Source organism: bacterium (assembly GCA_036382775.1).
Classification (GTDB): Bacteria; Hydrothermota; Tepidihabitantia; order SM23-42; family JAOAFX01; genus DASVHD01.
In genome coordinates this window covers 65,376-77,662 of sequence record DASVHD010000005.1, presented here as the reverse complement: position 1 = coordinate 77,662, position 12,287 = coordinate 65,376, and the positions used below count along the sequence as shown (strand labels likewise).

Sequence of the window (12,287 nt, the reverse complement as noted above, 5' to 3'; positions counted from 1 at the left end):
TTTAGGCTATTGTCGTTTTTGCTCTTGTTTTATTAGTGTCCAGGCTTATAATATAATATGACATGGGCTAAAGGGCTAAGTCTTGCTGGCTTGTCTATTATTTTTCTTAGCCACCTTGATTGCTCACTGTTGATCCATAAAAATGAAGGATATCCAATCGATAAAAGTAAAATGCCTGCACCACTGGAACTACCAAGGCCCGAGGATATGTCCTATTCAGATCAATTTGATGAATCCCCTGTGCCTATTTCCCAAGAGCCGCCAATATATAATTATAGTTATTGGCCATATGAAGGAACCGTAAGGGTTAAGTTTCTGGTTAATCGTGAAGGTAATGTGGCTTATGCAAAGGTGTATAAATCATCAGGCCATACAGGATTAGATAACGAAGCCCTCAGGGCCGTTATGAAATGGAAATTTATTCCAGCCAAGTTAAAAGGTGAACCGGTTCAATGCTGGATGGCGGCACCAGTACAATTCAAGTTAAAATAACGATTTAAATATTATTGTCAACCCCCTCCCCAGGGGGTGTGGGGGTTGTCCAAACGGCCCCCTGGTCAATCATAATGAAGCTACTCTCTCCGGCAATGCGCGCAGTAAAAAATAATGGGGGGTGTAGTATTTTTCCTGATTGACAATATATCAATATTTATGTATCATAAGCTGAGGAGGAAAAAATGAAGAGATATATAATAACTGCTGCACTAGTAACATGTATAGGTTTTTCATATGGCTTAAGGCCATCTTTTGACGTAAATGCAGGATGGCAATATTTACATATTTCCAGTCATGGAGCATCAGCAACCGGTAACTTTGCAGTTATCGGGATCGGTACAACCGCACCATACTTTCGTTATATGGGCCTAAGTGCTTCTGTCTTTGGCATAGCACTTGGTGAAGATCAGACAAGTCTTGGTGTTGCTGGTAGAATTGGTTTCATTGAAATGATACCCACTAAATATGTATCACCCTACTTTGTTCAGAATGTCATGCTGGATTTTTCAACCTCTGGCGGTGATTCATATACTAATTTATTTTTAGAGGGTGGTCTAGGCATTGAATTTTTAACCAGTTACTATGTGAGCCCCTTTATAGAAGGTAGTTTTGGTTGGGAGCATTCAGACTTATTCGGGTTTTCATTAAACACAATTGGCATTAGTGTAAGAGGAGGAGTTAAATTTAGTTGGATTAAGTAAGCCGGTAAGTCGCCTCTAAGACTAAATCGCCGGACCTTTGAGATCCTCTGTACAATACCCTGTTTATGGGTTATGTATGCCCGTGATGGCAGGGTTTGACGATTCGGATAAGGGGGGTGGTATATCCCTATGGGTCTAAGTAGCGATCAGAATTGGGCGGTACAAACTCGATTTTAAATGGCGGTTTTACGCATGGGGAGCACTGACCACAGCTTTACTCAATTTTTTACGGGAGGTCGCTTATAATCGAAGAGGAGATATAGACCTGGGATACAGGGGTGGCATGGGGGGTATCCGGGGGCCAGCTCGCCAAACGGTTGTAAGTACAACAATATACCACGATGCCCCCAGGAACGCACGATTTGCGTCTAGTGCGATTTTGGTGACAAAAAGGCAAAATACCACTATATACAGTGTTTATTAGTGTATTCAAAGTGTAGTTCTGGTGTATGCAAAGGGTAGGTTTAAGGTTGGTTTTGGTACTATTTAGAAATGTATTTCAAATGTTCACGAAACCATTTTGTCTCGATATTTCAGCAATTAGTTGAAATCATAATTATAAAACACCGCACCGGGAGGGTACTTCTAACACAGGGTGTGTACTGAAAATACATGTTTGTCAATAAATTGTTCTTGTTTTCGGGTGTTATCAATGGTTGGATAATAAAATACACTAGTTCAGGCCCTGAACGGATGAACATACTTCACTTTAATATTCATCCACATATTTTTACGATACGCATACTTCATTTTAAATTCTATGGGCATTCACGAGGTGAACGCCACTATTTGTCAAAATTGTGAAGGGCTAAATGCATAAAACAGCAATGCATTGCATTTAGTATCAAACACGTATACCACGATATTACAATACTTTGCATGTTCTTGGCATTTATAACAACACGAGGTGATTCACGCTGAAAATAATATGTTGATATTTCAAATAATTATTTTATCACGAACTACGTAGATAGAGGGTAACAAAATAACATCACCCTCTGAAAGTAGGTACTATGTCCTTTCAAAAACACATTAAACTTTGTGACCTTGAAATACTCAAGGACAAACAAGGCAGCGTCTTTAAGGACGAGCATGGCAACCCCAAGCTAATGTCCGGTAGGTTTGACTTCGAGCTTAATATTGTGCCAAACAAAAACTACGATGCCAAGAATTATCCGGCCGAGTATTCGCTGTATGTAACATGTTCATACTGGAACTTTGTTGGCGTGGAAAGATGTATTACAGACAGCGTTCTCAGATGGGATACACAGAAACCAACAAAAACAAAAGAGGAGGATTAGCACATGGCAAAATATAGACCGATATTCACCAAAATGTGGGACGACCCGGACATCCAGAAACTCACGGCGCACGAAAAGCTTATTTTTGTTTATTTATGTGCCAATGACGCGACATCTGAATCCGGGATATATCCCGTTACGTATAAAACAGTAGCAATGTCAACCGATATTGGAAATAAGCAGGTTATCCGTGTATTGGAGAGTGGTAAGCTCCCAAATATTTCATACGATGCGGAAAACAGCATTGTTTTCATACGTAATTTTCTAAAATACAACGGTAAAGGCAGAAAAGACTGTGTTCTAAGATCAATCTACAATGACTACATCCACAATAAAACGCAGCTATGGGATGATTTCAAAATCCTATACCCGTTGTGGTTTAAGGCAGTAATTGATTATGCAAATGATGTAAATAATGCTTTAAAGACTTTAAAAGACAGCCCTAGTCCCTTACCTATTAGTATTCCTTCCCCTAATCATAATCTTAATCTCACACCTAATCCTAACAATGCACAAAACGAAAAAAGTATCGCTGAAATACCGTACGAAAAGATGTTATCTATTTTCAAAAACTACTGGAGAGATAAGAATTCTGGAGATTATGTAACGCTTGACGAAGATGCAGAGCGCGAAGATGCAATGAAGATGTATCAGTGGTGCTGTGAACAAAACGAAGCAAATCCTCTGGGATTGTTTGAAGAACGTGTCTATACATTAATTACCAAATATGACGTTAAAACTTTCTCTGGGCTGTGGTCCTTTTGGAATGGCGGTGGAACACGGCCTGCGCTAGATTAGAGGTGACTCATGGTGCTTATTGATATCGGTAAATTAGAGGCCATTCTGCAGGTGAAACGCAAGACCATCTATGACTGGGTCCATAAAGGCCAAATCCCCTATATCAAGCTGGGCCACCTGCTGAGGTTCGACCTCAATCAGATTGAGCAGTGGGTTAAGTCCCGTCAGTGCGGGAAACGCATCGCGAGCTAGGACCCGGTCAAGGGGCAGGATGTTGACTTTATGAACGTCGTTGGTATAATAGCACGGTCAAATGTAAGTAAAAGCCAGAGGAGGCACTGATGAGGTCATACCGGCGCAATGGCGCGTGGTATATAGACTATGTCTCCAATGGCAAAAGGGTGCGAATGAAGGTAGGCAGTTCCAAGTATCTTGCGGACCTTGCCCTGAAGGATATCGAGGTGAAAAAGGTCAAGGGCAAGTTCCTGGGGATTGCCGATGTACAGAACGTGATCTTTGACAAGCTATGCGATGACTACCTGCAATTTTCAAGGGCTAACAAGGCATACCGGTCATACCGGCGCGACCTGAGCAGCCTAAAGCAAATGCTGAGGACCTTCGGTGGTAAACCGGTGGCCGCGATCACTGCCTATGAATTCGAGCAGTACAAGAACCTGCGCAGGCAGGACGTGTCCCCGGCGTCAGTCAACCGGGAGATATCCTGCGTCAAGCACATGTTCAACAAGGCGGTGCAATGGGGATATCTCAATAACAATCCCCTGCGGCTGGTCATGAAATTCAAGGAACCGCCGGGCCGGGTGCGATACCTCAACGAGGAGGAGATCAACCGGCTGATAGCGGCCTGCAACGGGCACGTGCGGTCCATGGTGATCATGGCCCTGAACACGGGCATGCGCCGGGGGGAGATCCTCAACCTGAAGTGGGGTGACGTGGACCTCCGCAACCGGGTGATCGTGTGCCGGAGGACCAAGAACAACGAGACGCGCATGATCCCGGTGAACGATGTGCTGTATGCTGAGATCCGGGCCATGGGACCGCAAATGGCTGAGCAGTACGTGTTCTGCAACGAGGACGGCAAGCCCTTTACCACGATCCAGACCGGATTTGAGGCCGCGATGAGGCGCGCAGGCATAAAGGACTTCCGGTTTCATGACCTGCGTCATGTGTTCGGATCCCGGCTGGTAATGGCTGGGGTCGATATCAGATCGGTCCAGGAGCTGCTGGGGCATAAGGATATCAAGATGACGATGAGGTACAGCCATCTGTCCAATGCCCACCTCCGGGAGGCCGTGAAAAGGCTCGAAAATGGCACTGGAATGGCACCGGATTCTTTAGAGGAAATTGCAGGGTCGAAAAAGCTTGATATTTCGTGCTGCGCCCGTAGCTCAACTGGATAGAGTGATGGACTACGAATCCATAGGTTGCGTGTTCGAATCACGCCGGGCGCGTCCAATTCGGCCTGCAGAAACCAAGCGTTGCGCGGTAGATGCAGCTGCCGAATTGAGATCCCGTTGATGCGTAGCAATAAACGGGAGTACCTTAAAAAAGTTCACCCTCACCCTTACCCTCTCCCATCAAGGGAGAGGAGAAATACTGGGAGACAGTCTCCATCGAGGGAGAGGAAAAAAAGGGAGGTGAAACATAGATTACGGTGATGAAAATAAAAAGATGAGATTGCTTCGCACAAAGAGTACTCGCAATGACAAATAGAAACACCCTCACCCTTACCCTCTCCCATCAAGGGAGAGGAAAAAAATGGGGGGGGATAAAATCTCCCATTGTGGGAGAAGGAAAGAAAGGAATGAAATTCTCGATAAGCTCGAACGATAATTTGGATGAGTTCTATATGCAGCAAGCACTCAAAGAGGCTCGAAAGGCCTTTGACGAGGTGCCGGTCGGCGCGGTCGCGGTCTATAAAAATCAGATAATCGGCCGGGGCCATAACCAGACCGAGCAGTTGCGCGATCCCACTGCCCACGCCGAGATCATCGCGATCACCGCGGCAGCGAACGCCCTGAATTCGTGGCGCTTGAAAGACGTGGTCATTTATAGTACAATAGAACCGTGCGTCATGTGCTCGGGCGCTCTGGTCCTGGCGCGGGTTAAAAGGATCGTTTTCGGCGCCCGCGACGAAAAGTTCGGCGGTTGCGGTTCGATCTTTGACATTGTCAAGGAAAAACGCCTGAACCACCGGATCGAAGTGGTCGAAGGCGTCATGGAGCACGAAGCCGCTGGATTGATGAAAGAGTTTTTTAAGAAAAAAAGAATAAAAGATGAGATTGCTTCGCACAAGGCGCACTCGCAATGACGGAGGCGGATGAGATTGCCACGCCCGCCATGCCACTTGGCGGGCTCGCAATGACAAATTTTTGCACCCTCACCCTAACCCTCTCCCATCGAGGGAGAGGAGAAAATCTGGGCAGTCGGGGGTTCCGGGAGAAAAGTCCCGCATTTTTGATCGTAGCATAATGAGGATGCGGGATTATAAGGGGTTTGCCCTACATTAAATGTTTTTACTCGCGTCGATAGACAGAACCAGTGCAAGTCACTACGATTGCGACCGGTAATGTCCACGGCGAAAACTGCCGTCACTGCGCTGGGGAATAGCGGTGTAGGGGGTTCCGGGGTCTCCATGAGTGTTTTTGATTTATCAAAAACCGAATGGAGAAAAGGGGGCGCAGCCCCCTTTGGAGAGATGGCCGAGTGGACGAAGGCGCGCGACTCGAAATCGCGTATTCCGCAAGGAATCGGGGGTTCAAATCCCTCTCTCTCCGTTTACCGCTTTCAGCGGTAATTGATGACGGTGATGAAAAGATAGATCACAGTGATAAAGCCTGCCGGGATTCTCACCGAGGTTTCCCATTCCTTTTATTAATAACGAGAGAATGGGATTTCGGCCGTTCTTATTGAAACGGCCTCAACAAATCCCTCTCTCTCCGTGTGCCATCGGAGATGGCACAGCTATTGGCCAATGGCTGAATTATAAATATATAAAAAAACTAAATGAGATTGCTTCTCCTCGTTCCTCGGGACACCATTTATCCCTCACCCCTACCCTCTCCCTTACAAAGGGAGAGGAATAAGGTGAGGGTTGAATTAATAAGGTTGCGCACATGGCGTACTCGCAATGACGGATTCTATGACGATGAGATTGCTTCTCTCGCACTTTGGTAAAGTGCGGGATCGCAATGACCCCGTTGCACGCTGATCGTCCAACGGGACCTGCAGAATAGCTGGATCCCGCATTCCCATTCCTTTTATTAAATGTGGAAGGAATGGGATTTCGCTCGTTCTTTCTGGAGCGAACTCAATAAATGCGGGATGACAAAAACACTGCTTAGATCTTGATCAGCTTTATGGATTTGGTGAAAGTGCCCACTTCCAGCACCGCAAAGAATATGCCGGCCTGATCATGGTCCGGCTGCCAGTTGTAGACATGCTCGCCGGCCATAAGATGTTTACCTTCGATCAGAGTCGAAACGACGCGACCGCTGGCATCGATGACTTTGAGCGTCGCTTTTTTCGATTCGCCAAGGATCAGGGTTATCCGGGCATCATCGATAAAAGGATTGGGACTGGCACTGAGCTTGATATTGGGCATTGATGCGCCGCTATTTTTGTGTTCTTCGGCGCCGAGCAGTCCGATGTCGATCTGGTAGATCCAGTGCGCGTCACCACCGATCGTCGACCAGAGGAATTGGCCGTCGCAGTCAAGTCCCTGCTGGAACTGCCAGCCCGGGATCGTGCCCGGAGCCGTATAGGATGCGATCACCGCACCGTTTGTCGTGTCTACCTCATAGATCAGTCCAGCATCCTGATAGCCTACCCACAGGTGCGTGCCGTCGAAAGCCAGGCCACGCGGTTCATACGAATTGTATACGGGCGGAGGTATCGAGCGCACGGTGTCGCCGGTCGTGGTCATCTTGTAGATCCGGCCCGACTCCTCGCCGACCCAGAGATAGTTGCCGTCCCATGCCATGCCATTAGGCTTGCCGGCATAGAATGGCGGGTAATATGTGTTTATCATGGTGCAGGTAGCGGTATCGAATTTGCTGATCGAAGCGGAACTCCAGTCCGATGCCCACAGATATTGTCCGTCAAATGTCATATCGCGGTCACCAATGGATGTATTGAACGTATTTAAGATCGCGCCCGTGGATGTGTCCATGCGAGCGAACCAGTGGACGAAAGCCTCGTTGTTCCACAAATACTGACCGTCGCACGCGATCCCCATCGAATAATCGGTCGCGGCCGCCGGGAATGAATCCACGACATTGAATTGCCGGGTTGACGGAGACGCTGGGACCGCTGTTTGTGCGTCAGTATCGGTGTAAACCAGTACGCCATCGATATAGGTCGCACCAGCAAAACATACGTCGGCTAGAATAATGATCAATGACAGGTATTTTAACATATGGCCTCCTTGTCTATAACATTGTAATAAAAACAAAGATAGTGTCAAGTCCCTGTTTCTTTTTTTAAAAGGTGGAAACAGAATTTCGTTCGCTCTTTTTGGAGCGGACTCAAGCCATAAATAGTGAGGAAATAGGATTTCAGCCGTTCTTTCTGGAACGGCCTCACGCCATTCCTTTGTTGAGTGATGTACGAATGGCATTTCAGCCGTTCTCCTAGGAACGGCTTCAACAATAAAAAAGGCGGGTTATAAACCCGCCTTTTTTGTTAAGATCTGCTTATAGTGTTATGGCGTAACGCACCAACGTAAGCCGGCAATCGACTGATAAGCGAGTGTCAGTGTGCAGTCAACACCATTTATCCCGTCAACGCTGATCTTGCCAAAGTAGTCATTGTTGTCGCCCCAGCCATCATTATCCGGGTCGATCCAGAATGAATACACGGCGCCGCTAGCAATGTCAGTTTGCGTGGAATATCCACCCGGAGCATCGGCAATAACGAGACCATTATAGTCACTGCCGCTGTTCACGGTCGCATTGACCTCACTGTTGAATGGGGGATTCGCATCGCTCGGAGAGACGAACTGGAGTAGTGTTGATGTGCTATAGATCCAGTAATCGATCAGATCAGCATTGTTGGAGTTCGAGATGGAATAACCGGTCGCTGTTCCGCTGCTGCTGAAACCAAAGCCACTGGGATGAGTGGTATCGGGATCTGAACTGCCGAAGATATGCAAGCTTGCAGTTTCTACAGGCGCACAATCGATCTGGTCAGCATCGCTTTCCGTATCGCCTGAATAAGCAGTCACTTCAACGAGCGCTGCTGGCGTGGTCACTGTATATGTCGTGGTCGTTACCGTGTCAAGGACGACGTCATCGCCGTAGATGATGTACCCGTCGGCGTCAGTGACTTCAGACCAGGTCAATGCCAGATCCGCGCCATCGTTTTCAACCGTATAGGAAACGGATGGAGCTTCCAGCGTCACTTCGCCTTCGCAACCGATTAGCGCGACAAGCGCGATAACGGTTCCGAATAGAGTAAGTAGTCTTTTCATTTATCCTCCTAGTAATTACTTCTGTGTTGGGGGTTTCAGGCCGGGTGGTGTTATTCCGGTGCCTTTGCCCAAACATTTTTCTATGCACTTGTTGCAGTATACCGTCAGAGTATCCACGGTAACCTTCAGTCCTTCTACCTCAGTTTTCAAAGCACTGAGTTCTGCTTTCACAGCATCCAGCTGATCTGGCGTCACCACAGTTCCAGCCGGTGGCTGGCAGCCGATCACCACAAATGCTACTGCGATAACCAGCAATAATGCGAGTTTCTTCATGTACGGCCTCCTTTGTTTATTCCTCGCTAGCTTGGAATATGATCGCACTAAGGATCCTTTTTAAAATCCTTGTGCAATCAAATATTGGTGGTAATGACCCACCAAACGCGCCTAAAGGCGCTATTCCGTTCTTTTTTAATTACACCCTCACCCCCGTATCGAATACGGGGCAGGCTCTTACCCTCTCCCATCAAGGGAGAGGAGATGAGAGGTATTACCCTCACCCCCGTATCAGGTACGGGGCAGACTTTCTCTCCTATCAAAAGAGAGAAGACAATGAGAGTTTATATTTCCGAACCGCAATCAGCCATATACTAAAAGCCATCGGCTGGTTCGGACTGGGCCTAAGTGGAATCGAACCACTCACCTCACGCTTATCAGGCGTGCGCTCTAACCAACTGAGCTATAGGCCCTTCCTTAGTAGATGACAATGTCCTGAAAACATATGCTAAGTTTGGATCAGTATAAGGAAAGCCTAAAAGCCCTTAATGATACAACTGTTAATTATACCTGAAATTGCCTATTTGTCAAGTGGCAATTATACCGCTAGACCCCCCGTATTCGCGGATCTATTCCGGGCTGATCTCAAACCTCGGAACCTCTATGTCCGGGACTGCAAACCGGGTCATTTCGGTAACGGGAACGATAATTCGCCTGGTGCCGGAGGCGATCACGTCAAAACGGCAGCCCGCCACGGGCAGTTCGGCATAGTACGTTTTCATGCAGTACGTACCAATGGGGAAAGGCGCGCCGCCATAGCTGACGCTGACGCCGTACACATCGTAATTAGCCGATATGGCGTAGTCGAATTGCATGACTTCTGATATGTCCTGGTAAAATCTGTGATCAAAGGATGTGGCGCGGTCGAATTTGTCCACAAAGTAAAAATACATGTCGACCGCGACCAGCGTGCCGTACGGATCGTAAACCGGCGATGACGCGACGCCCATGACGCCGCGCGGCGGATAGAAATTTTCGTTGCAGATGTCATAAGCATTGGTGTGTTCGCGCTGACAGTTCATTGACAGCGACATCAGCATCAATAACGATATCAACAACACCGGGCAACGCGGCCGCAGGCCCGGCAGTATTCTTTTGATTGGCTGCATTAGTGCCTCCTCGTTGCCGGTATTTAGATCGGCTGTCTGAGACATATAAAATACTTGTTCTTTTCACTCATGCCCAGATCGATCTCGGGCGCCGGTCTTGACGCCGTTTTGGTCCGTACGCTCTTGAGTTGGTAATAGAGGGCTTGGGCAAGGAACAAAACCGCCCCGCCAGCGCATATGTTCCGCAGATTATCATAGAACACGGTATTATTGTAATAATCAGTGGCTTCGCAGAGCGAATCGCTTTTCAGGTACGCGTCATATGACGAGCCGCTTTTCATATAGAATACGGCCGCGCCGGTCCCAAAACCAAGGCCTATTATCCCGTTGACAAGGATCTGCGCTGTATAACTTTTCCTTGCTGACGCAGGCGCTGGTGCCATGGGAACACTGTCAATAGCACCCTGGCTGATCATCGACAGCAGTAAGAGGTATTGTACCATGTATCCTCCTTTTGGGATGATTATAATATCCGGCATTCCAAAGTCAAGCGTATTGATTGTGACCGCCGGATTGGTATAATTTTATGCAAATGAAGCTGTCGCAAACTGCACTGACATTGATATTATGCGCTTTCGGCGCGGCACTGGTACTGCTCAGCATGTGCGCTGGGCGTCGTAGCGCCAGGCACGCGCTTGGCATGATATCGTTCGATTCCCTGAAAATACCGCGGGATTCGCTTGTGATGTTCAGGGGGAACCAATACCACACTTATCACGGGTCCGGGAAAGTGCCGCGCAAAGTCGCTTTATGCTGGAAATTCAAAACCCGTTTTATCCTTGAAGGCGAGAAAGAAAAGCGGGGCGTTGACCCGAAGACTATATGGCAGGGCGTAGCCTGGAGCGGCCAGCCGGCGATCCTCGGTGACACGCTTATTTTCGGCTCCTGCGACAGCTACCTTTATTGTCTGGATAAAAAGACCGGTGCGCTCATCTGGAAGCACAAGTGCGGTCATTCGGTCAAATGCTCGCCGGCAATATACAAGCGCCGGATATATTTTGGCGCGCGCGACAATTATTTCCGTTGCGTGTCCTTAAACGACGGAAAGCTCATCTGGAAAACAAAGACCGGTAACGACATGGATTCCTCACCTTGCATTATCAACGACACTGTCTATGTTGGCGGCGAGGACATGAACATATATTGCTTTGACGCCAATACCGGGGAGGTGATCTGGAAAACGCCGGTTGCCGGTTCGGTCGAATCATCGGTTGGGATAATTGACACTTTCCTTTACGCCGGTTCATCACGGGGTTTTCTATACTGCCTGTCGACGCGCAGCGGCACGATCCTGTGGTCTTTCAAGACCGGTTCGGACACGGATGTGTCGCCGGTCATCATCGGCGATACGATCTATTTCGGGTGTGAGGGCGGGACCATGTCCTGTATGGACCGGATCAATCGGAAGATCATCTGGAAATACAGGACGATCGGTCGGGTGATCGCCACTCCCGCGATTGTGGGTAACCGCGTATACTTTGGTTCTGGCGATGGGCGCATGCACTGCTTATCGGCCGATTCGGGCCGGGTCATCTGGAAGTTCAAGACCGACGGCAGCATCTGGGGTTCTGCCTGTGTGGCCGATTCCATGGTTGTGGTCGGTTCCCGGAGCGGCAAACTTTACGGATTAACAACAGACGGGGATTATGTTTGGTCTTTCCCGACCGGCGCGCTGGTCAATACCACGCCGGCGGTCATCGGCAGCCGGATCTACTTCGGCTCACATGATGGATATTTGTATTGTTTAGGGCAGGATACTGTAAATACAAATAAATAAAGTATATCAGGATACCAGATTATCAGAATATTAGTTTAATACGGCCACAGGACAACCAACTGTAATAAAAAACTGGTATCCTGATCGCTGATAGCCTGCTAACTGATAACCTGACTTCATTAGCAAGGCTAAAGCCTTGCTCTACTGATAAATGGTGTCCCTTTGGGACCTGCTGATATACTACTTTTTCGGGTGTTCCGGGTCCGGTATACAAGCAGCGACCGGGCACACAGCAACGCACTGAGGTTCGTCAAAATGCCCGACGCACTCCACGCATTTGCTAAAATCTATCGTATAGATCGGATCACCGGCTGTGATCGCCTGTACCGGGCACTCGGGTTCGCAGAGTCCGCAGCCAGTGCAATCTTCATTGATCTTGTAAGCCATTATGCCTCCTTAATTCAA

Annotated in this window: 14 protein-coding genes and 3 tRNA genes; 10 read left to right on the top strand and 7 right to left on the bottom strand. The window is 48.0% G+C overall.

Going from position 1 to position 12,287, the window contains the following annotated elements:
* The first annotated feature begins 57 nt into the window (after positions 1-57).
* The 9 genes from VF399_00820 (at position 58) to VF399_00780 (ending at position 6,030) form a co-directional block, all read left to right on the top strand.
* Complete coding sequence (locus tag VF399_00820) at positions 58-492, top strand: energy transducer TonB (GenBank protein ID HEX7318882.1); 435 nt, start codon at positions 58-60, stop codon at positions 490-492.
* A 185-nt stretch (positions 493-677) separates the two neighbouring features.
* On the top strand, positions 678-1,196 hold the full coding sequence (locus VF399_00815) for a hypothetical protein (GenBank protein ID HEX7318881.1): 519 nt from the start codon (positions 678-680) through the stop codon (positions 1,194-1,196).
* 1,013 nt (positions 1,197-2,209) lie between these two features.
* Positions 2,210-2,497 (top strand): hypothetical protein, encoded by a 288-nt coding sequence (locus VF399_00810; GenBank protein ID HEX7318880.1) that lies wholly within the window; start codon positions 2,210-2,212, stop codon positions 2,495-2,497.
* Positions 2,498-2,500: 3 nt separating this feature from the next.
* A complete protein-coding gene (locus VF399_00805) occupies positions 2,501-3,295 on the top strand; it encodes a hypothetical protein (protein HEX7318879.1) in 795 nt (264 codons plus the stop codon).
* Between the two features lie 9 nt (positions 3,296-3,304).
* The gene (locus VF399_00800; GenBank protein HEX7318878.1) at positions 3,305-3,487 is read left to right on the top strand and encodes a helix-turn-helix domain-containing protein; all 183 of its coding nucleotides are present in this window, start codon (positions 3,305-3,307) and stop codon (positions 3,485-3,487) included.
* An 89-nt stretch (positions 3,488-3,576) separates the two neighbouring features.
* On the top strand, positions 3,577-4,653 hold the full coding sequence (locus VF399_00795; protein ID HEX7318877.1) for a site-specific integrase: 1,077 nt from the start codon (positions 3,577-3,579) through the stop codon (positions 4,651-4,653).
* Positions 4,631-4,704 (top strand) — tRNA-Arg (locus VF399_00790). The genes VF399_00795 and VF399_00790 overlap by 23 nt, the downstream gene beginning before the upstream one ends.
* A 353-nt stretch (positions 4,705-5,057) precedes the next feature.
* Positions 5,058-5,564: a tRNA adenosine(34) deaminase TadA gene (gene tadA / locus VF399_00785; protein HEX7318876.1), complete on the top strand. Its 507-nt coding sequence runs from the start codon at positions 5,058-5,060 to the stop codon at positions 5,562-5,564.
* Between the two features lie 381 nt (positions 5,565-5,945).
* Positions 5,946-6,030, top strand: a tRNA-Ser gene (locus VF399_00780).
* Between the two features lie 563 nt (positions 6,031-6,593).
* Here VF399_00780 and VF399_00775 read toward each other — a convergent pair.
* The 6 genes from VF399_00775 to VF399_00750 all read right to left on the bottom strand — a co-directional run bounded on the left by VF399_00775 (position 6,594) and on the right by VF399_00750 (position 10,548).
* Positions 6,594-7,670, bottom strand: a complete 1,077-nt coding sequence (locus VF399_00775) for a T9SS type A sorting domain-containing protein (GenBank protein HEX7318875.1) — start codon at positions 7,668-7,670, stop codon at positions 6,594-6,596.
* A 285-nt stretch (positions 7,671-7,955) separates the two neighbouring features.
* Entirely contained in the window at positions 7,956-8,723 is a 768-nt protein-coding gene (locus VF399_00770) for a hypothetical protein (GenBank protein HEX7318874.1), read from the bottom strand.
* A gap of 15 nt (positions 8,724-8,738) precedes the next feature.
* On the bottom strand, positions 8,739-8,996 hold the full coding sequence (locus VF399_00765; GenBank protein ID HEX7318873.1) for a hypothetical protein: 258 nt from the start codon (positions 8,994-8,996) through the stop codon (positions 8,739-8,741).
* Between the two features lie 339 nt (positions 8,997-9,335).
* Positions 9,336-9,409 (bottom strand) — tRNA-Ile (locus VF399_00760).
* Between the two features lie 156 nt (positions 9,410-9,565).
* The gene (locus tag VF399_00755; protein ID HEX7318872.1) at positions 9,566-10,105 is read right to left on the bottom strand and encodes a hypothetical protein; all 540 of its coding nucleotides are present in this window, start codon (positions 10,103-10,105) and stop codon (positions 9,566-9,568) included.
* A 23-nt stretch (positions 10,106-10,128) separates the two neighbouring features.
* The gene (locus VF399_00750; GenBank protein HEX7318871.1) at positions 10,129-10,548 is read right to left on the bottom strand and encodes a hypothetical protein; all 420 of its coding nucleotides are present in this window, start codon (positions 10,546-10,548) and stop codon (positions 10,129-10,131) included.
* Positions 10,549-10,637: 89 nt separating this feature from the next.
* Between VF399_00750 and VF399_00745 the strand changes: the two genes are divergently transcribed.
* Entirely contained in the window at positions 10,638-11,882 is a 1,245-nt protein-coding gene (locus tag VF399_00745) for a PQQ-binding-like beta-propeller repeat protein (GenBank protein ID HEX7318870.1), read from the top strand.
* A gap of 180 nt (positions 11,883-12,062) precedes the next feature.
* Here VF399_00745 and VF399_00740 read toward each other — a convergent pair whose 3' ends face one another.
* Positions 12,063-12,269: a YfhL family 4Fe-4S dicluster ferredoxin gene (locus VF399_00740; protein HEX7318869.1), complete on the bottom strand. Its 207-nt coding sequence runs from the start codon at positions 12,267-12,269 to the stop codon at positions 12,063-12,065.
* Positions 12,270-12,287: the final 18 nt, after the last annotated feature.